This is a genomic window from Kitasatospora sp. NPDC088548, assembly GCF_044753005.1.
Taxonomy (GTDB): Bacteria; Actinomycetota; Actinomycetes; order Streptomycetales; family Streptomycetaceae; genus Kitasatospora.
Window position 1 is genome coordinate 65,123 of the sequence record NZ_JBIVMI010000029.1, and the last position, 21,383, is coordinate 86,505.

The 21,383-nt window shown below is 74.2% G+C and carries 22 protein-coding genes; 12 read left to right on the forward strand and 10 right to left on the reverse strand.

The window, feature by feature from the left end:
- Positions 1 to 34: 34 nt before the first annotated feature.
- Both ACIP82_RS30200 and ACIP82_RS30205 read right to left on the reverse strand, forming a co-directional pair.
- Positions 35 to 928, reverse strand: coding sequence for a transketolase family protein (locus tag ACIP82_RS30200; RefSeq protein ID WP_400657994.1), 894 nt, complete (start codon positions 926 to 928; stop codon positions 35 to 37).
- Positions 929 to 990: 62 nt separating this feature from the next.
- Positions 991 to 1,704 carry a thiamine pyrophosphate-dependent enzyme gene (locus ACIP82_RS30205; protein WP_400657996.1) on the reverse strand — a complete coding sequence of 238 codons (714 nt, stop codon included), beginning with the start codon at positions 1,702 to 1,704 and terminating at the stop codon, positions 991 to 993.
- A gap of 56 nt (positions 1,705 to 1,760) precedes the next feature.
- Here ACIP82_RS30205 and soxR point away from each other — a divergent pair, with 56 nt between their 5' ends.
- Positions 1,761 to 2,285, forward strand: a complete 525-nt coding sequence (soxR, locus tag ACIP82_RS30210) for a redox-sensitive transcriptional activator SoxR (RefSeq protein WP_363609243.1) — start codon at positions 1,761 to 1,763, stop codon at positions 2,283 to 2,285.
- Between the two features lie 40 nt (positions 2,286 to 2,325).
- On the opposite strand, the gene ACIP82_RS30215 is transcribed toward soxR, so the two are convergent.
- Together ACIP82_RS30215 and ACIP82_RS30220 are read right to left on the reverse strand one after the other, a co-directional pair.
- Positions 2,326 to 3,720, reverse strand: coding sequence for an amino acid permease (locus tag ACIP82_RS30215; protein ID WP_400657999.1), 1,395 nt, complete (start codon positions 3,718 to 3,720; stop codon positions 2,326 to 2,328).
- Positions 3,721 to 3,984: 264 nt separating this feature from the next.
- On the reverse strand, positions 3,985 to 4,962 hold the full coding sequence (locus ACIP82_RS30220) for a helix-turn-helix domain-containing protein (protein WP_363609246.1): 978 nt from the start codon (positions 4,960 to 4,962) through the stop codon (positions 3,985 to 3,987).
- 71 nt (positions 4,963 to 5,033) lie between these two features.
- Between ACIP82_RS30220 and ACIP82_RS30225 the strand changes: the two genes are divergently transcribed.
- From ACIP82_RS30225 to ACIP82_RS30270, 10 genes are all read left to right on the forward strand, one after another.
- Positions 5,034 to 6,308: an MFS transporter gene (locus ACIP82_RS30225; RefSeq protein ID WP_400658002.1), complete on the forward strand. Its 1,275-nt coding sequence runs from the start codon at positions 5,034 to 5,036 to the stop codon at positions 6,306 to 6,308.
- Positions 6,309 to 6,514: 206 nt separating this feature from the next.
- Positions 6,515 to 6,985, forward strand: coding sequence for a GNAT family N-acetyltransferase (locus tag ACIP82_RS30230; RefSeq protein ID WP_400658005.1), 471 nt, complete (start codon positions 6,515 to 6,517; stop codon positions 6,983 to 6,985).
- A 655-nt stretch (positions 6,986 to 7,640) separates the two neighbouring features.
- Positions 7,641 to 8,000, forward strand: a complete 360-nt coding sequence (locus ACIP82_RS30235) for a cupin domain-containing protein (RefSeq protein ID WP_363609252.1) — start codon at positions 7,641 to 7,643, stop codon at positions 7,998 to 8,000.
- The gene (locus tag ACIP82_RS30240; RefSeq protein WP_400658007.1) at positions 7,993 to 9,567 is read left to right on the forward strand and encodes a class I tRNA ligase family protein; all 1,575 of its coding nucleotides are present in this window, start codon (positions 7,993 to 7,995) and stop codon (positions 9,565 to 9,567) included. The genes ACIP82_RS30235 and ACIP82_RS30240 overlap by 8 nt, the downstream gene beginning before the upstream one ends.
- Positions 9,568 to 9,645: 78 nt before the next feature.
- Positions 9,646 to 10,014: an aspartate 1-decarboxylase gene (gene panD, locus ACIP82_RS30245; RefSeq protein WP_363609256.1), complete on the forward strand. Its 369-nt coding sequence runs from the start codon at positions 9,646 to 9,648 to the stop codon at positions 10,012 to 10,014.
- A 3-nt stretch (positions 10,015 to 10,017) separates the two neighbouring features.
- Positions 10,018 to 11,355 carry a SidA/IucD/PvdA family monooxygenase gene (locus ACIP82_RS30250; RefSeq protein ID WP_400658011.1) on the forward strand — a complete coding sequence of 446 codons (1,338 nt, stop codon included), beginning with the start codon at positions 10,018 to 10,020 and terminating at the stop codon, positions 11,353 to 11,355.
- Entirely contained in the window at positions 11,352 to 12,506 is a 1,155-nt protein-coding gene (locus ACIP82_RS30255) for an NAD(P)/FAD-dependent oxidoreductase (protein ID WP_400658013.1), read from the forward strand. Before ACIP82_RS30250 ends, ACIP82_RS30255 begins: the two co-directional genes overlap by 4 nt.
- Positions 12,503 to 13,825: a hypothetical protein gene (locus ACIP82_RS30260; RefSeq protein ID WP_363609262.1), complete on the forward strand. Its 1,323-nt coding sequence runs from the start codon at positions 12,503 to 12,505 to the stop codon at positions 13,823 to 13,825. The genes ACIP82_RS30255 and ACIP82_RS30260 overlap by 4 nt, the downstream gene beginning before the upstream one ends.
- A gap of 51 nt (positions 13,826 to 13,876) precedes the next feature.
- Positions 13,877 to 14,788 carry a VOC family protein gene (locus tag ACIP82_RS30265; RefSeq protein ID WP_400658015.1) on the forward strand — a complete coding sequence of 304 codons (912 nt, stop codon included), beginning with the start codon at positions 13,877 to 13,879 and terminating at the stop codon, positions 14,786 to 14,788.
- Between the two features lie 150 nt (positions 14,789 to 14,938).
- On the forward strand, positions 14,939 to 15,742 hold the full coding sequence (locus ACIP82_RS30270) for a thioesterase family protein (RefSeq protein WP_400658017.1): 804 nt from the start codon (positions 14,939 to 14,941) through the stop codon (positions 15,740 to 15,742).
- A 23-nt stretch (positions 15,743 to 15,765) separates the two neighbouring features.
- On the opposite strand, the gene ACIP82_RS30275 is transcribed toward ACIP82_RS30270, so the two are convergent.
- From ACIP82_RS30275 to ACIP82_RS30300, 6 genes are all read right to left on the reverse strand, one after another.
- Positions 15,766 to 17,085, reverse strand: a complete 1,320-nt coding sequence (locus tag ACIP82_RS30275; protein WP_400658019.1) for an ATP-binding protein — start codon at positions 17,083 to 17,085, stop codon at positions 15,766 to 15,768.
- On the reverse strand, positions 17,082 to 17,909 hold the full coding sequence (locus ACIP82_RS30280; protein ID WP_363609269.1) for a response regulator transcription factor: 828 nt from the start codon (positions 17,907 to 17,909) through the stop codon (positions 17,082 to 17,084). The genes ACIP82_RS30275 and ACIP82_RS30280 overlap by 4 nt, the downstream gene beginning before the upstream one ends.
- Positions 17,906 to 18,757, reverse strand: coding sequence for a hypothetical protein (locus ACIP82_RS30285; protein ID WP_400658021.1), 852 nt, complete (start codon positions 18,755 to 18,757; stop codon positions 17,906 to 17,908). Before ACIP82_RS30285 ends, ACIP82_RS30280 begins: the two co-directional genes overlap by 4 nt.
- Positions 18,758 to 18,898: 141 nt before the next feature.
- Entirely contained in the window at positions 18,899 to 19,804 is a 906-nt protein-coding gene (locus tag ACIP82_RS30290; RefSeq protein ID WP_400658023.1) for a class F sortase, read from the reverse strand.
- Positions 19,791 to 20,255, reverse strand: a complete 465-nt coding sequence (locus tag ACIP82_RS30295) for a hypothetical protein (RefSeq protein WP_363609274.1) — start codon at positions 20,253 to 20,255, stop codon at positions 19,791 to 19,793. The genes ACIP82_RS30290 and ACIP82_RS30295 overlap by 14 nt, the downstream gene beginning before the upstream one ends.
- A gap of 136 nt (positions 20,256 to 20,391) precedes the next feature.
- Complete coding sequence (locus tag ACIP82_RS30300; protein ID WP_363609276.1) at positions 20,392 to 20,916, reverse strand: GNAT family protein; 525 nt, start codon at positions 20,914 to 20,916, stop codon at positions 20,392 to 20,394.
- Positions 20,917 to 21,110: 194 nt separating this feature from the next.
- Between ACIP82_RS30300 and ACIP82_RS30305 the strand changes: the two genes are divergently transcribed.
- Entirely contained in the window at positions 21,111 to 21,266 is a 156-nt protein-coding gene (locus tag ACIP82_RS30305; protein ID WP_400658026.1) for a DUF6131 family protein, read from the forward strand.
- Positions 21,267 to 21,383 lie beyond the last annotated feature (117 nt).

Genomic DNA, 21,383 nt, shown 5'->3' on the forward strand with positions numbered 1-21,383 from the left:
CGACCGAAGGAACCGGCTCACCGGGGAAACCGGCTCACCAGAGGAAGGTGCCGATCCGCTCCCGCAGGGAGGCGGCGTCCAGGCCGTAGGCGGCCAGGTGCTCGGGGATCGAGCCGTAGTGCCGGTGCTCCTCGCGCGGCACCCCGAGGCCCAGCACCCGGTGCGGCCGGTCGTTCAGCGCGGCGTGCGCCTCGTTGGCGGAGGTCCCGGCCAGGTAGGGCTCGACCAGCACCACGTCCGCCCGCCCGGCGGCGGCCGCGCGCAGCCCGGCCGCGTCGAACGGCCGCACCGTCGCCGCGTACAGCACCGTGACGTCCAGGCCCTCGGTGGCCGCCAGCGCGGCGTCCAGCATCGGCCCGACCGCGACCACCACGCCCGCCGAGCCCCGGCGGACGGTGCTGAAGCGGCCCGCCCCGACCGGGACCGCCGCCGCGTTCTGGTGCGCGGAGAGCCGGACGTACACATTGCGGTCGCCGTCGGCGACGGCGTGGCGCAGCAACCGCTCGGCCTCGTCGGGGTGTCCGGGCACATGGACGGTCCAGTCCGGCAGGGTGTCCAGCAGGGCGACGTCGCCGGGCGACATGTGGGTGCGGCCACCGGCCGGCCAGTCGTACGAGCCGGCGGCGCTCACCAGCACCGCGCCGACGCCCTGGTGCACGAGGTCCAACTTGACCTGCTCAAAGGGGCGTTCGACCAGGAAGCCGGCGAAGGTGTGGGCGATCGGCCGCATCCCGGCGAGCGCCAGGCCGCCGGCGGCGCCGATCAGCAGCTGCTCGCGGATGCCCACGTTGATCACCCGGTCGGGGTGGCGCCCGGCGGCCGTGGCGAAGCCGGCGGCGCTGATGTCGGCGAGCACGACGGCCAGCCGGGGGTCGTCGTCGAGCAGGCGGGTGGTGACGTCGAAGAAGCGTTCGCGCATGGTGTCCACGGGAGGTTCCCTCTCACTGGGCGGGTCGGGCCGGGCTGGGCGTTCAGGGGTGGGCGGGGCCGCTACCCCCGCGTGGAGCCGTCCTCCTTGGGCTCGACGCGGGCCACCACGACCCGCGGCCGTCCCGGGTGCCCGGCGGTGAACGCCGCGTACAGCGCCTCGTGGTCGCGGCCGTCCACGGTCTCGGCCGACCAGCCCTCGGCGGCGAACCGGGCCGCGATGCCGCCCTGCCAGCCGTGCGTGGCCGAGGAGTTGTCGATCACCACGGTGTGCAGCCGGTCCAGCCCGTACGCGCCGGCGAAGGCCACCGCCTCGTGGTTGGAGCCCTCGTCGAACTCGGCGTCCCCGACCAGCACCCAGACGGCCGGGTCGGTGAGCCCCTGGGCACGCAGACCGAGGGCGGTGCCGACGGCCAGCGGCAGCCCGTGCCCGAGCGAGCCGGAGCCGATCTCGACGCCCGGGATCAGCGTGCGGTCCGGGTGGTGGCCGAGCGGCGAGTCGTAGGCGCCGAAGCCGGACAGCAGACGCGGCTCGATGAAGCCCTTGGCGGCCAGCACGGCGTAGTAGGCCATCGGGCCATGACCCTTGGAGAGCAGGAAGCGGTCACGGTCCTGCACCTCGGCGGTGGCGGGGGTGACCCGCAGCACGCGGTCGTAGAGCACCCAGAGGGCGTCCAGGGTGGAGGTGGCGGCGGGGCCGTGCTTCTCGTCGCCGGTCATCAGGGCCATCAGGCCCGGGAGGTCTTCGAAGGCGGCTTCAGCCGTTTCAGCGCTCATGCGCACGATGCTGCAACTTAAAGCCAGCTTGAAGTCAAGCGGTTACAGTGGGCGCCATGACCGCCACCGGACCGAGCCGGCACGACCTGCTCACCATCGGCCGGCTCGCCGAGCGCAGCGGCCTCGCCGCCTCCGCCCTGCGCTACTACGAGAAGCTCGGCCTGATCCACGCCACCCGCACCACCGGCGGCCAGCGCCGCTACACCCGCGCCACGCTGCGCCGGGTCGCCTTCGTCCGGGCCGCCCAGCGCGTCGGCCTCTCCCTCGACGAGGCCAAGGTCGCCCTCGACCGGCTCCCCGAACTCCGCGCGCCCACCCCCGCCGAGTGGGACGGCGTCGCCCGGTCCTGGCAGAGCCGCATCGACGACCAGATCGCCGAACTCCAGCGCCTCAAGGCCAAGCTCACCGGCTGCATCGGCTGCGGCTGCCTCTCGCTCTCCCGCTGCACCCTCTACAACGCCGCCGACCGCGCCGCCGCCACCGGCCCCGGCGCCCGCTACCTCCTCACCCGCGACCCGGACACCGGCCCCGAACCCGCCCCGGCCGAGGCCCACTCCTGCGGCGCCCCGGACGCGCCCTGAGCCCCCACCCCCGCGGAGGCCCCCACGGGCCGCGCCGTCGTCAGGCCTTGCGGGCCGCCATCCAGGCGTAGACCAGGATCCCGGCGAAGAGGAAGAGCACGCCCTGGTAGACCGCCGTGTAGCCGGCGCCGGCGACCAGCCACAGGGAGAAGGCGAAGGCGCCGAGACCGAGGGCCGCGTCCCTGGCCAGCCGGCCAGGGGTCACCCGGTCCCGCTCGCCGGCCACCAGCCAGTACAACTGCGCGGCGGCGGACAGCAGGTACGGCACGGCGGCGGTGAAGGTGGTGATCAGCACCAGGGTGTTGAACGCACCCCGGGATCCGGCGGTGAAGTTGAGGACGGTCAGCAGCGAGGCCAGGGTGACGCTGATCAGGACGCCGAAGACCGGGACGCCGCGGCGCTTCGTGGCGAAGGCGGCCGGGAAGAGCCCGTCCCGCGCGGCCGCGTACGGTGCCTGGGCCGACAGCAGGGTCCAGCCGTTGAGCGCGCCGACCATCGACACCAGCGCGGCGACCGCGATGACCGTGCCGCCCCACGAGCCGCCGAACATGACGTCGACGGCGTCGGAGAAGGGCGCGGTGGAGTGGACGAGCCGGTCGTGCGCGACCGTGCCGAAGACCGCGAGCGTCCCGAGCAGGTAGACCACCGCCGCGCCCAGTGTCCCGAGCACGCTGGCCCGGCCGACGTTGCGCTCCGGGTCGCGGACCTCGCCGGCGCTCATCGCGGCGGACTCCACGCCCAGGTAGCTGAAGAGCAGGATCGCCGCAGCGGCCGTCACCCCGCCGACCACGCCCTTGCCGGAGGCGTCGAAGGGGCCGAGGTTGGCCGGCTCGAAGAAGCCCAGCCCACCGATCGCGACCAGCGCCAGCGGGACGAGCTTCAGCACGGTGGAGACCACCTGGACGACACCCACGTAGCGGGTGCCCGCCAGGTTGGCGAGCGCGGGCAGCCACTGGACGGCCAGCGCGGCGGCGAGCGTCAGCCCGGTGGAGTGCTGGATGGGCAGCAGCACGTCGAGGTAGCCGACGGCGGCCACGGCGAGCGCCGCGTTGCTGACCACGGTGGTGATCCAGTACGACCACGCCGCGAGGAACCCGGCGAAGTCCCCGAAGGCGGCGCGGGCGTAGACGTACGGGCCACCGGTCCGCGGATCGCGCCGGGCGAGCCGCCCGAAGACCAGCGCCAGCGCGACGGCCCCCGCCGTCACCACCCCCAGGGCGACCAGGCTGACCGTCCCGTAGGGCGCGACGGCGGCGGGGAGCATGAAGATGCCGCCCCCGATGATGTTCCCCATGACCAGCGCGGTGGCGGCCACCAGGCCGAAGCGCCCGCCCCGGCGCGGGGACGGGGTGGGCACCGCGCCCCCGCCCGCCCCGGTCGTGACCGGCGCACTCGAATCGGGTGTCCGCCGGAGGGCGGCCGGGCTGGCTTGCATCAGGGTGGTGCGCCTTTCGTGGTCCTGCTCGCGCTCTGTGGAGCAGGTGCCATGGTCGCCCAGGCGGCACTTCGTACCCAAACGGAACGATTTGCTCCCGTCCGCCCGGCACCCCACCGCAAAAACGGCGGCCGTACCGGCTCCGCACCGGCACTCGTCCTGCGACCCCGTCAGCGGCCACCACGTCCGGAACCGGGCGGAATCGGGCGAAACGCCCCCCGATCACCGGCGTGCGATCACCGGCGTGCGATCACCGCCGTCCGGTCACCGCCGTCCGGCCGGCCTGACCGGAGCCGGAGCCGAGGCCGGGCGGAAGGTGCGGCGGTAGGTGTCCGGCGGGACACCGACCACGCGGTTGAAGTGGCGGCGCAGGGTGGCCGCGCTGCCCATCCCGACCCGGGCGGCCACCTGGTCGACGCTCTCGTCGGTGCTCTCCAGCAGCTCCTGGGCGCGGTGCATCCGCTGGGTCAGCAGCCACTGCAGCGGCGTCGTCCCGGTGGCGGCGGTGAAGTGCCGGCCGAGGTTGCGCGTGCTCATGTGGACGCGGCGGGCGAGGTCGGTGACGGTCAGCGGCTGGTCCAGATGCTCCAGCGCCCAGGCCAGCAGGTCCGCGAGGGCGGGGCCGTCGTCGGCCGGCACCGGCGCGGCGATGAACTGGGCCTGGCCGCCCGACCGGTGCGGCGGCACGACGAGCCGGCGGGCCAGCGCGTTGGCGACGGCGCTGCCGTGGTCGGTGCGGACCAGGTGCAGGCACAGGTCTATCCCGGCGGCCTTCCCGGCCGAGGTCAGGACGCTCCCCTCGTCGACGTAGAGGACCCCGGGGTCGACCTGGACGCGGGGGTAGCGCTCGGCCAGCAGCCCGGTGTGCATCCAGTGGGTGGTGGCCCGGCGGCCGTCGAGCAGGCCGGCGGCGGCCAGGACGAACGCCCCGGTGCAGATGGAGGCGACCCTGGCCCCGGCCTCGTGCGCGGCGCGCACGGCCTCGACCAGGTCGGCGGGCGGCGGCTCGGTGACGTCGGAGCAGGCCGGGACGATGACCGTGTCCGCCGCGACGAGCTCGTCGAGCCCGTGCGGCGTGACGGCCTGGAGCCAGCCCCCGACCCGCACGCCGGGCGGGGCACAGACGGTGAACTCGTACCAGGGGTCGACGAGGTCGGGGCGGTCGATGCCGAAGATCGTGCAGGGAGCCGCGAGCTCGAACAGCGGCATTCCGTCGATGACGGCCAGCGCAACAGAAGCCATGTCCTTAACTGTACGCATGATGGCGTTCCGGACGCTCGTGCTCGGCGGAACCGGTCGCCAGCATGGAGGACATGACCAAGCACGTGATGACGTCCGCCGACACCTCGGCGCGTCCGCTCGACCGCCCGGCCGTCGGCGACGACCGGGCGTGGCTGCGGGCCGGGGTGGCCGTGGCGGCGGTGGGCTGGGGGGCCAATCAGTTCGCGCCGTTACTCCTGCTCTATCAGGCCAAACTGGGCCTCTCGGCCGCCACGGTCCAGGCCACCTTCGGCATGTACGCCATCGGGCTGATCCCCGGCCTGCTGCTCGGCGGCCCGGTCTCGGACCGGTACGGCCGCCGCAGGCTGATGCTTCCGGCGCTGATCACCTCCCTGCTCGCCACCGTGGCACTGATCGCCGGCGGAACGGGGCTCGGCTGGCTGTTCGCCGGGCGGGTGATCTCCGGCATCGCCAGCGGCGCGGCCTTCAGTTCCGGTACCGCCTGGATCAAGGAACTCTCGCTGGGCGGCTCCCCCCGCGAGGCCAACCCCGGCCCCCGGCGGGCGACCGTGGCGATGACCACGGGCTTCGCCGCGGGCCCCCTGGTCGCCGGGCTGCTGGCCCAGTGGGCGCCGTCCCCCACCGTGGTGGCGTATCTGCCGCACCTCGTCCTGACGGCCGTCGCCGTCCCGCTGGTCCTGGGCGCCCCGGAGACGGTGACCGGGCAGCAGGGGGGCAGCCTGTTGCGCCGGCTGCGGGTGCCGGCGGTGCGCGAACGCCGGTTCCGTACCGTGGTGGCGCCCCTGGCGCCCTGGGTGTTCGGCTCCGCCTCGATCGCGCTGGCCTATCTGCCCGCGCTGGTCAGGGAGCGCATGGGCGGCAACGCGCTGGTGTTCGGCGCCGTGGTCACCATGCTGACCGGGCTGGCCGGCATCCTGGTCCAGCCGCTGGCCCGCAGGATGGACGACGCCCGCAGGCCCCGCCTGCTCGTCATGGCGATGGCGATCGTCGTGGCCGGTCTGCTGATCTCCTCGGCGGCCGCGCAGACGACCCAGCCGGCGCTCGTCGTCGTGGCGACCCTGGTGCTCGGCGCGGGCTACGGCTGCTGCCAGGTGTGCGGGCTGCTGGAGGTGCAGCGCCTGGCCCGTACCGAGGACCTGGCCCGGCTCACCGCCGTCTACCAGGCGCTCTCCTACCTGGGCTTCGCCGTCCCGTTCGTGCTGTCCGCGCTCCAGCACTCGGTGTCGCCGAGCGTGCTGCTGCTCGCCGTGGCCGCGCTCGCCGTCCTGACGCTGGCGTGGACGGCGGCCGGGGCCACGCGCGGCCGCCGGGCCGACTCCGACTCCGGCGCCCCGACCGCCCCGTGACCGCACGATGGCCGGCCCGCGACCGCACGAGGACCACGCGACGACCGCACGACTCCCTCCTGATGACCCGTCAGCGCTGTCAACCGGACACGGTGGAGCAGTCAATTCGCCCCGGGCTACGGGACGGTGAGCGCGCGCCCGGCCTGACGCCCCGTAGCGTCCGAGAGCACGCCCCGACGCGCACCGACCACCGAAGGAGCCACCCGATGACCACCCCCGCCTCCTGGACCGTCACCCCACCCGCCGAGGCCGACTTCGCCTCCTGGCGCGAGCTCTACCTGGGCTACGCCGAGTTCTACCGGGTCGACATGCCCGAGGAGCGGCTCAAGACGGTCTGGTCGTGGCTCCACGACCCGGCGCACGAGCTGAACGGCCTGCTGGCCCGCGACGCGGACGGCACGCCGGTCGGCCTGGCCCACTACCGGCCCTTCGCCCGGCCGCTCTCCGGGACGGTGGGCGGCTACCTGGACGACCTGTTCGTCGCGCCCGCGGCCCGGGGCGGCGGCGCCGCGGACGCGCTGTTCGACCGGCTGGGCCGGATCGCGGCCGAGCGCGGCTGGAGCGTGGTCCGCTGGATCACGGCCGACGACAACCACCGGGCGCGCTCCAAGTACGACCGGGTGGCGAAGCGCACCATGTGGGTGACGTACGACATGCCGCCGGCCGGCCAGGCGTAGCGGCACGCCCCGCCGCGCGCGCGGACCGACCGCGCCGGACCCGGCCCGCCCAGGGCCGGAGCCGGCGCGGTCGCCGCTTTTCGAGCGTACACAGAATTCGGAATGCCCCCCTCCGAAACACATTTTGGAAGATCACCGATATCTTCGCTGGTAGACCCCGTAATGCCCGCCCGCGCAAATCCAGGGTTGACCCATACCAATCTTTCATGGAGGATCGTCTATGTCCCCGGGCACTCCCGGGGCAGAACATCGGCGGACCGGTGCATCCGGTACGGCAACAGCGATCCGGCGCCACCAGATGTCATTTACCAGCTCCTGAGCTGTGACACCAGGGGGTATATAAATTGGCCAACTGTCAGGCCCGTTGACGCTGGCTGACCAGCCGCCAAGCGCACCGATCGGCAGCCCACCCGGGCCGGAGGACCATACTCCGGACACGGGTGACAGCCATGTCCAGCTTCTCCTCGATCCCGCCGAACAATCCGGCGCGGTCGATCCGGCCACCACCCAGGCAATTCCCTGGAATTTTGGCGGCATTCACCCGGGCGCCATTCCTGGCACCCTGCGGCGATTTCCTGCGGCCTGCCCGCCGACGCAGCAGAGGCCTGTCGTCGGCGGAGCCCGCCCCGCCGGTCCCACCATGAAAGGAATCAGAATGTACGTACGCAGTGCGGTCAAGGACGGCCAGACCCGGGAGAACAACTGCGACCTGCGGCGCATCTACCCCTGGCAGGGTGTCGTCGTTCCGCCGTGGAACAGCTCCCTGGTGTCCATCCGGCCGCAGGAATCGAGCCAGCAGCACGCCCACGCCACCGACGAGACGTTCATCTTCACCGGCGGCGAGGGTGTCGTGCGGGTCGGTGACGAGGAGCGGGTGGTCGCCGAGGGCGATGTCATCTACATCCCGCACGACAACCAGCACATCGTCACCAACACCAGCGACCGCGACCCGCTGACCTTCGTCAGCATCTACTGGCTCCAGCCGGCCCCGGCCGAGGAGTCGGCGCATGCCTGAGCCGGACAGCGCGGCCGTACGCGCCCCGCGCCAGGTCAACGTCTCGTTCTCGCCGCCGACCCCCAACGGCGACCTGCACCTGGGCCACCTGGCGGGCCCCGTGCTGGGCAGCGACGTGTGCGCGCGGTCGCAGAAGATCCTGGGCAACGACGTGGTGTACGCGTGCAGCACCGACGACAACCAGACCTACGTGGTCACGACCGCGCAGCGGCTCGGGGTGACCCCCGAGGCGCTGATCCAGGAGGCGCTCGACAGCGTCCGGGTGTCGCTGGACCTCGCCGGGGTCGACGTCGACCTCTTCGAACGGCCCGACGAGGACTACAACCGCTTCGTCCGGGACTTCTTCACCCACCTGTGGCGGCACGGCGCGTTCGACCGGCGCGAGGTCGAGCTGCCGTACGACGCCGAAACCGGGCAGTACCTGGCCGAGGCGTTCGTGACGGGCCGTTGCCCGGTCTGCCTGGCGCACGCCAGGGCGGGCGTCTGCGAGGCGTGCGGCCTGTACAACCTGCCCGGCTCGCTGCTGCCGGGCGACACGGCCACGGCGCTGCCGAGGAAGCCGGTCTCCATCTGGGTCCTCGACCTGGAGCGCTACCGGTCGCTGATCAGCAACTGGTACCGGACCTCCGACGTGCCGCTGAGGCCCGATCTGCAGAACGTCGTCACCCGGACGCTCGCCGGCCGGCTGCCCTACATCCCGGTCACCTACCCGAGCACCTGGGGCATCCCGGTGGACTGGGACGGCCCGGGCGCGCAGCCGCAGGCCATCAACGCCTGGCCGGAGATCTACGTCGGCCACCTGTACTGGCCGCAGCGGGTCCGGGCCGGACGGCAGGCCGGCTGCGACGAGTTCGTGCAGTTCATCGGGATCGACAACGGGTTCTACAACGCGTTCGTCTATCCGGCCCTCAAGCTCCTCGCGGTCAGGCACGGGCTGCCGGTCGAACTGCCGGTGACCCGCACGCTCACCAACCAGTACTTCCTCCTGGAGGGCCGGAAGTTCTCCACCAGCAAGGGGGACGTGGTCTGGGCGCGGGACTTCCTGGAGAAGGCCGGCCGGGACCGGGCGCGGTTCGTCCTCGCGCTCACCAGCCCGGAGCTCCAGCAGTCCGAGTTCACCGAGCAGGTGGCCGCCGCCACCCTGGAGTCCCGCTTCGACGCACCGCTCGCCACGATCACGGCGAGGTTCGGCGAGCAGCTGGCCGGCCGGTCCGTCGACGCCCCGCCCTCCCTGTGGTGGACGACCGCCATCGAGGCGTCCGTGCGGCGCTTCGAGGCCGCCTACGCCCTGGAGACGTTCTCCATCCGCAAGGCGGCCGAGGCGCTCGCGCTGCACCTGGAGGTGCTGGCCCTGCGCGGCGGGCACCTCCGGACCGACGACGCGGGCGACGTGTCCGGCGCGCTGCTCTTCCTGTGGACCCTGCGCACGCTCGCGTGGCCCGTCACCCCGGACCTCGCACGGCAGGTGGCCCTGGCGTTCGGCGCCGAGGCCGCCCCCGGCGACGCCCCGCTGCTGCGGGACGTCCGCACCCCGCCCGCCGGGCACTTCCGGGGCCTCTCGGGCTGATCCACCCGGCCCGGTGAGAGCCACCCGCCGGAGCCGGTGAGAACCGTCCACCGAATGAATCCAGACAGGGATACCGACATGCTGCGTACCTTCATGCGTTCGAAGATCCACCGTGCCACCGTCACCGACAGCAACCTGAACTACATCGGGTCGATCACGATCTCGCCGGAGCTGCTGGACACCGCCGACATCGGCATCCACGAGCTGGTGCACGTCGTCAACATCAACAACGGCGCGCGGTTCGAGACCTACACCATCCTCGGCGCCCCCGGCGCCAACGAGGTGATCGTGAACGGCGCCGCCGCGCGGCTCGTGGCGACCGGCGACAAGGTCATCATCATCGCGTACGGGCAGCTCAGCGATGACGAGGTGGAGAAGCACGAGCCCCGCGTCGTCCACGTGGACGACCAGAACCGGGTGCTCGAAACGGCCCCGGCCGGCGCGTGACCCATGGCAGGCCAGCAGATCCACTCAGTCCTCGGGATCGGCTTCGGGCCCGCCAACCTCGCGCTGGCGGTGACCCTGGAGGAGTTCGGCTACAGCGGCACGACCCGGTTCATCGAGCGGGCCGACGGCTTCCAGTGGCAGAGCGAGCAACTGCTGCCCGGGGCCGACATCCAGAACAACCCCTTCCGTGACCTGGTGATGCCGCGCAACACGGGCAGTCCGTACACCTTCGTCAACTACCTCGCCGGCCAGGGCCGGCTGACCGACTACCTGCATCTCAACAGCAAGTTCCCGCTGCGGCGGGAGTACGCCGGCTACCTCCGGTGGGTCGCCGACTCGTTCCGCGGGTCGGTCGACTACGGGCAGTCGGCGACCCGGCTCTCCCTGGTGGACCTCGGCGGCCGGGAGGTGTTCCGGGTGGAGACGGCCGGCGGACGGCAGTACTTCGGCGAGACCGTCGCCGTGGGTACGGGCCGCTCGCCCCGGATCCCGGCCCCGTTCCAACGGAGCCTGGGGCCCACCGTGTTCCACTCCACCAGGTACCTCAGCTCCCTGCGGCGCCAGACCGGCAAGGGGCTGCGGGTGGTGGTGGTCGGTGCGAGCCAGAGCGCGATCGAGATCGTGCTCGACCTCCTCGACCGGCCCGAGGTCCACCAGGTGGTGTCGCTCCAGCGGGGCATCGGGTTCCGGCTGAAGGACACCAGCCCGTACAGCCGGCGGGTCTTCCTGCCCGACTTCATCGACTACTTCTACCCGCTTCCGAACGAGGCCAAGAACCGCATCCGGCGGGAGCTCAGGTCGATCAACTACGCGGCCTGCGACCAGGACGTGATCGACCGGCTCGCGGGCGTGCAGCACGAGTACGAGATCACCGGCTCGGACCGGTTCCGGCTCATGCCGTACTCCGAGGTGGTCCAGGTCACCCCGCACGCCCAGGGCACGGCGAACCGGCTCACGGTGCGGGACGTCAACTACGGGACGGAGAGCGCCTACGACGCCGACCTCGTCGTCCTGGCGACGGGCTTCCGCGACTTCGGCGAGGGCCCGGACGACGAACGGCGCCACCCCCTGCTGGAAGAGGTGGCCGACCGGCTCGCCGTCAACGAGCACGGGCTGCTGGACGTGGCACGCGACTACTCGGTGCCCGTCACCGGGCAGACGTACCAGCCGCGTCCGCTCCGGCTGTACCTCAACGGCCTGTGCGAGGCGAGCCACGGCATGGGCGACGCGGGAGCCCTGGCGGTGCTGTCCGCCCGGTCGACCGACATCGCCGAGTCCATCCTGGGCAAGCCGGGTGAGCCCACCGGCCCGGAACGCCTCCCCGTCGAGGCCGTTCGGTGACCACGGGCACCCGTACCACCGTTGATGCCGCCGCCGACGTCGTCATCGTCGGCGGCGGCATCATCGGCCTGGCAACCGCCGAACGCCTCGCCGCGCACCGGCTGTCCGTGGTCGTGATCGACGAACACGGGGTCGCGGGCGGGGCGACCGGCGCCTCCGGCGGGCTGATCCGCGCGTTCGACCCCGCCGCCGGCACCGACGGCCACCCCTGGGCCGCCGAGGGACTCTCCTGCTACCTGCGGCGGGGCCCGAGCGGCCGCTGGCCCGCGGTGCGCGAGGACGGCAGCCTGGTGCTGTTCGACGCCGACGGCACCGAACGCGCGCTGGCGGGCGCGGACCAGGTCCTGGCCGCCGGGCACACCGCGCTGGTCCTCTCCGCACCGGAGATCACCGCCGCGTTCCCCGGTCTGACCGTGCCCGAGGACTTCGTCGGGGTGTACGAGCCGCGCGCCGGCTGGCTGCCGGCGCGGGAGGTCGCCGAGGCGATGCTCGGGGACGCCGACGGCGTCACCTTCCTCGGCTCGGCACGGGCCACCGAGGTGGTGACCTCGCGCGGGCGGGTGACCGGCGTCCGCACCACGGCCGGGCTCGTGTCGGCGCGCGCGGTCCTGCTCGCCGCCGGGGTCCACAGCACCGGGCTCGCACAGACGGCGGGCGTGGAACTGCCTTTGCGCACACGGGCGGTGAGCTACTGCGTCTTCACCCCGCGCGGCCGCCCCGGCGCGGGTCCGGGCACAGGCCCCGGCGCAGTCCACGGCGCAGGCCCCGGCGGGCCGTACGGGCTGCCGACCGTCGTCGACTCGACGACGGGTGCCTGGCTGCGCCGCTGGAACTCCGGCACCGGCGTGCTGGCCGGTGTGTCGTCGTCGGCGTGCGACGTCCCGCCGACCGTGACCGCGGGGGTGCCGATCGCCGAACAGCGGCGCATCCGCGAGGTCGTCCGGCACCGCCGGCCGCCGCTGGCCGACGCGGACGCCACCGGCGGGGTCACCGCCTACGACGTCCTCGGGCCCGGCGGGAAGGGCGCCGTGACCGTCTGGCCGGAGCCGTACGGGCTGGTCACCGCCACCGGGTGGAACGGCGGCGGCTTCAAACTGGCCCCGGCCGTCGGACGGCACACGGCGGCCCGGATCCGCGAGGTGATCGCATGACGCACCGGGAGGCCACCGCACGCCTCAACTCCACCGACGAGATGCTCTACAGCGCCGAACGGGAGCTCGGGTCCTCCCGGATCGTCCAGGTCCTCTGGCGGTTCCCGGTCGAGCTGTCCCCGGCCGCGCTGCGCGAGGAGTGGGAGCGGCTGGACCGCGGCAGGCTCAGCCGCCGGCCGGTACCGGCCCTGGTGCCCGGGGCCCGGCGGAAGTGGGTCGGCGCGCACAACGGGGAACCCCTGCGGGAGTACCCGGGGCGGCTGACCGACGACACGGTGACGGACTGGCTCGACGAGCAGGTCCGCGCCCCGCTCCCGGCCGACTCGACCGCGCTGTGGCGCCTCGCGGCCGCCCGGTACGGGAACGGCACGCTGCTGTCACTGACCGTGCCGCACTTCCGCTCCGACGGGCTCGGGGTGTTCACCGCGCTCGACCGGCGGGATTCCCCGGCCGCCCGCCGGGGCACCCCGGCGGGCGGCCCGATCGGCGAGGACCTCGGCGAGCTGCTGGAGCAGGGCGCACTCGCCGTCGCCGGTTCGGTCGCCCTGGCGGAACGCGTCCTGACGAATCGTCAGGAGTTCGACCGGATCAGGTCGGCACTGGCCGGCCCGGCGAAGTCCCCCCGGAGCGAGGCGACTTCGGAGCCCAGGTTCTTCACCACCGCGCTCTTCACCCTCGACGCCGCGTCGTGGGAGGAACGGGCGACGGCGTACGGCGGCACCGCGAACAGCCTGTTCGTGGAGATCGCCGCCAACCTGGTCCGCGCCAGGGTGCCGCTGGCCGACCGCGCGTCGGTCAGGGTCGGCATCCCGATGAACCTGCGTCGGCCGGACGGCGACGCCCGCGCCAACGCCCTCGTCGTCGTCCCGCTGGAGGTCCCGGCGGGCGCACCCCAGCACGAGGACCTGCGGCAGACCCGCCGGAGCACCAAGGCCACCCTGCGGGAGTCCGGCGAGCACAGCGGCACACTCGTGCCGGAGCCGCTGTGGCACCTGCTGCCCCGCCGGTACGCCGACCGTCTCAAGGCGCCCGGGGCGCAGCAGACCGACGTCGTCGCGTCCAACTTCGGCGTCGTACCGGAGGCCGCGGCGCGCTTCGCCGGCGAACAGGCGGACAGCGTCGCCCTGCGCACGATGAACGTACCGGGCCTGGTGCCGGAGAAGGCCGCCCTGCGCGCCTCACTGTGCATGGTGCGGTCGGGCGAGCGGGTGACCGTGACCGTCACCGGGATGCCCGACCACTTCGGCGGCACCGAGTCCCTGCGCCGGCTCGTCACCGACGAGTTCGCCGCGTGGGGGCTGCGGGCGCAGCGGTGGTAGCCGCCGGGTGAACGGGAATCACAGCCCAGTCGGAAGAGGGAGCACAGCACCATGACAGGAAGCACCGCATCACCGTCCGGTCTCTCCGGCCCGCCCGGGCTCTCGGAGCGCTGGTTCCGGACCACCCCCGACTCGTCCGTCCTGGACCGGCCACGCCTGCTCGCCCGGTCGCTGATCGACCTGGCCGACCTCGACGACCGGATCGCGTTCTACGAGCGGCTGCTCGGGGTGCGCGCGGATCTGCGGATGCCGATCCCCGACTTCGGCGGCCTCGAACTGGCCGCCGTGGGCACCGTTCTGCTGATCGCGAGCGAGCGGCCGTTCACCCCCGTCCAGCGGCGGACGGCGTACTCGCTGATCGTGCCCTCGCTGGCCGGCCAGCTCGATCTGCTGGGCCGCACCGGCACGACCGTGCTGGAGCCCCGCGAGGCGATCGTGCCCGGCGCGCGGGCCCGGGTGCGCTACCCGGACGGCTCGCTCGCCGAGCTGGTCGAGCACCGGCCCCGGCCCGGGGAACGGCCCGCACCTCGCCAAGTCGGGCCCGGGGACGGGGGCGTGCGCCTCCTGGTCCGGCGGGCCGTGCCGGCCGCTTCGCTCGGCGGGGCCGTCCGGTTCTACGAGACGGCGCTGGAGACGGCGTCGGCGACGGCCCCGGAGACGCTGTCGGCGGCTCCGGGGACGGCGGCCGCGACCGGTGCCGTGCCGCCCGCCCCGGGCCGGGCGGGCGGCACCGGATTCGCGATCGTGGGCAACCTGCTGCTGGTCGGCTCGGACGAGGCCGCCCACGAGGACGCGTCGCCGGTCCCGTTCGCCCTGCTGGCGCCGTCGGTCGAGGCGGCGGCCGCCCGGGCGGGCGCCGCCATCCGCCCGGGCTCCGGGGTGGACGGCCGTCCCGTCGTGCCGCTCCCCGGCGGGGAGTCGGCCGAGATCTGGGCCGGTCCGCCCGCCGCGTACCGGGCATGACCGGCTCCGGCCCGGAACAGCTGGGGCACCGCCTGGTCCTGACCCGCCCTCCGTCCGAAACCGCGCGGGAGAATGGCGGCCGGGCCACTCCCGGCCGGGCCCGGACGACCGGTATACCTTCTCGTGGATCTCGATGAGGGGAGTCGGCGGATGACGCCGGATTCGGCGGAGTTGCCCGGGTCCTTCTACCGGGCGGCGGGTCAGGGGCGCTACGAGAGCACAGCCGCCACGGCGGGGCCGTGGAGTCCGAAGGCGCAGCACGCGGGCCCCCCGTCCGCCCTGCTCGGCCGCGCCCTGGAACGGCACGGGGCGCGGGAGGGCTTCCGGATCGCCCGCATCACGCTGGAGATCCCCCGCCCGGTGCCCGTCGGCGATCTCCAGGTCGAGGTCCGCGCCATCCGCTCCGGCGGCCGCGCCGAACTCCTGGAGGGTGAGCTCACCTCCGGCGGTCGGCCCGTCCTGCTGGCCCGGGCGTGGCGCATCGCGGCGAGCCCTCGGGAGACCCCGCCGCTCCGCCCGGAGGCGGCCCCACCGCCGCTTCCGGGCCCGCAGCCGCCGCCCGTCATGGCCGGCGCGCACCTCGGCGGGTACGTCTCGGCGATGGAGTGGCGCTTCCCGCCCGGCGGCGGCTTCGACACCCCCGGCCCCGGCACGGTGTGGGCCCGGCAGCGGATCCCCCTCGTCGACGGCGAGCCGGACACCCCGCTGACCCGCGCCCTCACCCTCGCCGACAGCAACTGGGCGGTCGCCTTCGAACTCGACCACGTGGGCCGGCTCGTCATCAACACCGATGTCACGCTGGCCCTCCACCGCGACCCGGTCGGCTCCTGGCTCCATCTGACCGCCGCCACGGCCGCCAGCCCGGACGGCTCCGGGCTGGCCTCCGGCCGCCTCGACGACGCGGCCGGCGACTGCGGCCGGATCCTCCAGACCCTGCTCGTCGCCGACCGCTGACGCGGGAGCCCGGGCCGCCCTCGTCAGGGGGCCGGCCGCTCGCCCCGCTTCTCCCCGGCGTCCTGGCCCGGGCCGTGCACCGGGCCGCCGGTCGAGTCGCCTGCCGGTCCTTCGGCCCGGTCGTCGGCCCGGTCGGGTGTCACCGTGGGCGGCAGCACCAGGGTGGCCACCGCGCCGCCGTCCGGGTGGTTGGCGAACGTCAGGGCCGCGCCGATCACCCGCGCGTGGCCGGTGGCTATCGTCAGGCCCAGGCCGTGGCCGCGCCCGCGCTCGCGCACGCTCGTCCGGAAGCGCTTGGGCCCGTGCCGCAGCAGGTCGTCCGGGAAACCGGGCCCGTGGTCGCGGACGGTGATCCGCAGTCCGTCCACGCCCAGCCGGACCGGACCGCCGCCGTGCCGGTCGGCGTTGACGAGCAGATTGCCCAGGATGCGGTCCAGCCGGCGCAGATCGGTGCGGACCGACGTGTCGGCGGCGCCCGGCGCCACCTCGATCTCCACGTCCAGGCCGGTGAGCGTGACGGTACGGCGCACCGCCCGGTCCAGCGGCACGGCCGACAGGTACGGCGTCTCGACGTTCGCGTCCAGCCGGGACACCTCCAGCAGGTCCTCGACCAGCGAACGCAGCACCTGCACCCGGTTCTGGACGAGCTGGGTGGGCCGGCCCGGCGGCAGCAGCTCGGCCGCGGTGACCAGCCCGGTCAGCGGGGTCCGCAGCTCGTGGGCGACGTCCGCGGTGAACTGCTGCTCGTCCTCCAGTCGGCGGTGCAGCGCCCGCGACATCAGGTCGACGGCCGCCGCGAGGTCGGCCACCTCGTCCCGCCCGTCGACCAGCTCTCCGATCCGGGTGTCCGTGCGCCCGGCGGCGATCCCCCGGGCGGCCGTCGCCGCGGTGCGCAGCCGGCGGCTGATCCGGTCCGCGACCAGCACCCCGACCAGCACCGTCGTGAAGACCGACGCGACGACGGTGATCAGGATGATCCGGTCCAGGTCGGCGATCGCCGCCCGGTCCGGCTCGAAGTCGACCCGGACGGAGACCACTCCGCCCTGGACCGGGCCGGCCGCCCACATCGCCTCGCCCTGCGGACCGCCGGCCAGCAGCGATCCCCGCCGGCCGTCCGCCACGAGGGCGCGCAGCCGGGGCGGCAGCGCCGGGTCGTCCAGGCCGGCGACCTTGCCGTCGCGCGCGTAGGCGCCCAGCGCCGAGTCCAGCGCGGTCAGCGCGGAGGCCCGGGCCTGGTCGACGTGCTGGCGGATCATCGCCTGGTGGACCAGCAGGCCGACGGCCACGGCGACCAGGACGGAGATGGCGGCGACGGCGGTGGCGATCTGGCGGCGCAGGGTCATGCCGAGCGCCGCAGCTTGTAGCCGAACCCGCGGACGGTCTCGATCCGGCCGGCGCCGATCTTGGCGCGCAGCCGCTGCACGTGGACGTCCACCACCCGGGTGTCGGCGCCCCAGTCGTAGTCCCAGACCCGCTCCAGCAGGACGGAGCGCTCCAGCACGATGCCGGGCGCGGCGGTGAACTCCAGCAGCAGCCGCAGCTCGGTCGGGGTCAGCGGGACGAGCCGGCCGTGCACCCGTACCTCCATGCTCTCGGTGTCCACCTCCATCCCGTCGAAGCTGCGCACGGTCCGCGGCGCCGGTGCGGCCGGAACGGTCGGGGCCGTCTGCACGGCCGGGGCGGTCGGGGCGGTCGGGCCCGTCGGAACGGCCCGCACGGGAACCGGCGCGAGGGCCGGCGGGGCGTCCGCGGCGGGCGGCGGGGTCTCGGCCGCCGGGACCACGCGGACCCGGCGCAGCACCGTCCGGATCCGGGCGACCAGCACCGCGCTCTCGAACGGCTTGACCACGTAGTCGTCCGCACCGGCCTCCAGGCCCGACACCACGTCGACCGGATCGGTGCGCGCCGACATCATCAGGATCGGGAGCTGGCTCTCCTCGCGGATCCGGCGGCAGAGGCCGACCCCGTCGAGGAGCGGCAGCATGACGTCCAGCAGCAGCAGATCGGGGCGGACGGCGTGGAACGCCTCCAGCCCTTCCAGCCCGTCGGCGGCGGTGGAGACCGGGAAGCCGTAGCGCTCCAGGGCCATCCGGGTGGCCTCCCGGATCACCTCGTCGTCCTCGACGATCAGGATGTGCGGGTGGGTGGGTGCGGCTGCGGGGTTCATGGCTTCGCTTCCGAGAGCGCCGGGGTCGGTCGGGCGGTTGGACGGCTCGTGGGGGTGCCGGGGGCCGGTCCGGGAGGGACGGGGCTGGCCTCGCCGGCCGCCCCGGGGGTGCGGCTGACGCCCATGCCGGGGCTGACCGCCGGTCCGGTCACGCCGGCGGAGGGGCCCGTCTGTCCGGTGCCGTCGCCGGGCACCGGGACGATGCCCTCGACCTTCTGCTCCACCAGGCCGAGCCGGACCCCGTCCCAGTGGTAGTGGCTGCTGGTCCGGGCGGAGGCGGTGGTCAGCTCGTACAGCCACAGGTCGCAGCCGACGGTCTCGGCGCTGAACCCCTCCCGTGCCGTGACCTGGAGGACGGACAGGACCCGGTCGTCGGCCAGGGTGTAGACGTGCAGTACCACCGCCCCGGGGGTGGCGACGGCGACGAGCAGCTCGGAGCGCCCGTCACCGGTGAGGTCGCGGTACTCGGGGCTGCGGACCTTGCACTCGGGGCAGGAGTCGAGGGCGCGCCGCTCCTCCGGGCCCACCATGGGGTCCTTGGCGAGGACGGTGCGGACGTCGACCGCGGTGATGTCGTTCCCGGGGACGGTCACGTCGGGGACGGGGCGCGGCGTCGGCTGAGCGGTGGCGGTGGCGGGTGAGGCCGGCGACGGAGAGGCATCCAGGCCGGGCCAGAGCGGCTGGGGCTTCAGCGGCGGTGTCACCGGCTGGGACGCGCCGTGGTCCTGCAGCCCGCCGGGGGTGACACGGCCGACCGCCATGGCCACGAGGGCGGCGATGGCGATGAGGACGGCGAGTCCGGCCGCCGACACGGCGCCGGTCCGGCGGCGGGGAGTAAACGGTGCCACGGTCGGTGCTCATCCTCCTGGTCTGCGGCGATGCGCCGGGTCCGCTCCGTACCCGCCCCGGTAGTAGGTCGCGTGGACGGCTGTCGGTGGTTCCGCCCGGGCGGGTTGCCGGGCGGAACCACCGGCACCCGCCCGGCCGGCTCAGCCGGACGCGCCGTCCGGACCGGCCAGGTCCGCCAGGACGATGATGTTGTCGGTCCAGTGGCCGTCCGAGCCGATCCGCCCGCCACAGGTGATGAGCCTGAGCGTAGGCGTCGGGGTGTCACCGTAGACCGTCTGGGTCGGGAAGCGGTCCTTGGCGGCCTGCAGCAGCGTGCGGACCCTGAAGTCCACCGTGCTTCCGTCCGCGCGCCGCACCTGGATCAGCTCGCCCGGCCGCAGTTTCGGCAGACCGTGGAAGACCGCCGGGCCGTGCACGGTGTCGTAGTGCCCGATGAGGACGGCGGGGCCGGTCTCCCCCGGGGTCGGGCCGTTGCGGTACCAGCCGGTCTCCCCGGCCCGGTCGGCCGGCGGCACCTCGACCGTCCCGTCGGCGTTCAGGCCGAGGCTGGTCACCGGGGCGTCCACCCCGGCGGCCGGGATCAGCAGGCGGGTCGGCACCGAGGCCGCGAAGGGTCGCGGAGCGGTGGCCGGGGCAGCGGAGGCCGGGGCGGGCCCGGACACCGGGTTCGCCGCGGGCCCCGTGGCCTTCGCCGGGGTGTCCGCGCCGCCGTGCACCGAGGGCTCGATGCGCACCACCGGGGTGCGCTGGCCGGACAGCGCCACGGAGGCACCGACCACCAGGCAGAGCAGACCTGCGGCACCGAAGGCGCTCCGCCGCAGTGCGCTCGGGCCGGGTCCGGCGGTGCGGGACCGCCGGTGGCCGCTGCCGCGCGCGTGGCGGCGGCCGGTCGCCCGGGCGCCCCGGTCGCCGGATGCGGCCGTGTCGTCGGCGCCGGGTCTCCCGCTCTCCGGCGGGACCCCGGCGCCGCTCCCCTGCCTGGCCAGGTGCGGGGGAGCGGCGCCGGGGTGCCCGTTGGACCCGGGGCCGGTGTCAGCCGCGCGCACCGGAGCCGCGGCGCAGCAGGGCGAAGCCCAGCGCACCGGCGCCGAGGGCCGCGACGGTGCCGCCGCCGACCAGCAGCGGGCCGGAGACGGAGGTCGAACCGGATCCGTCACCGGCCTGGGCGGCACCCGCGGGCACCTCCCGGACCTGGGGCCCGGTGCCACCGGCGGTGGGCGTGGCGGTGGGGGTCCCGCCGGCGGGCGCGGCGGCGGGGGTGGCGGGGGTCGGGCGGGTGGGCGTGGCGGTGGGAGTCCCGCCGGCCGGTGCGGCGGTGGGGGCCGCGCTCGGGGCAGCCGGGGCCGAGACGCCGGCGACGCTCGGGGCAGCCGGGGCGGGGGCTCCGTCGGCCCATGCGTTTCCGCCGGTGACGGCGGTCATCAGCGCGGCCCCGGTCAGGGCACAGACGGCCAGGACCCGGCGGGCGGGCGAGCGGTGGGTACGGCTCCTGCTCATACGGTGTCTCTTCCTTCGTCGCGGACGCGGCCCGGCCGGTGCGGCCGGTGCGTTGACAGCGACGGTAGGAGGGCCGTGTCGCGGTCCCCGGCCGGTCGTGTCACGGCCACCCATCGGCTGCGTAACGACCGTGGGGTCAGCGCTCGGCACGGTCCGAACGCAGCAGGCTGTAGCGGACGATGTCGCGCCACTGCCCGTCGCGGAACACCAGGCTGCGCAGCACGCCCTCCTCGGTGAAGCCGCACTTCTCCAGCGCGCGCCGCTCGGCGAGGTTGACGACCTCGGTGTCCGCCTCCAGCCGGACCACCGGCGAATGCGCGAACAGGTAGTCCGCCAGGAGGCGTTGGGCCTCGGTGCCGATCCCCCGGCCGCGGGCCCGCGGGAGCAGCTGGATGCCGATGACCCAGTACGAGGACGCGGGCACGAGCCCCGCCCGGCGCCACTGGACGAAGCCGCACAGCTCCCCCGCGACGACCACCGCGAGCACTGAAATGTCCTCCCCCAACAGGCCGTTCTCCGCCCACCGCCGCCGGCTTCGGCCCGGGTCCGACCACCCGAACCACTGGAGCGGCCCCACCGCCTCCGGGTCGAGCAGGAGTTGTTCGACGGTCACCAGATCGGCCTCGGAGAGAGGGCGGAGTATCACCGGTTCATCACTCATCCCGGCACTGTAACGGGCGGGTGCCGGAAGGGCTCCCGCCTCATCTCCACCGGCTGCCGGGCACCCCGGCACCCGGTCGACACCGGGTAGCGGCCGGCACGACCACGGTCAGTGATCGTCGCTGGTTCGTTTGCCAGTGCGACCAGCGGGAAGCAGAGTTAAGCGGAGGGGCCTTACCGACTCTGGAGGTCACCGTGATTATTCTCGGAGTGATTCTGCTCATCATTGGCTTCGTCGCCCACATCTCCATCCTGTGGACGATCGGTATCATCCTGGCCGTCATCGGACTGGTCCTGTGGATTCTCGGTTCCGTCGGGCACGCGGTCGGAGGCCGCCACCACTACTGGTGAGTGACCCGACGCGGGCACGGAACCGCGACCGGTCACGGTCGGTGAGCGTAGTAACAGCCTGCGGCACACGGCTGTTCTGAAAAGGCTCCGCTCCCCGGACGGGGCGGGGGCGCCCCA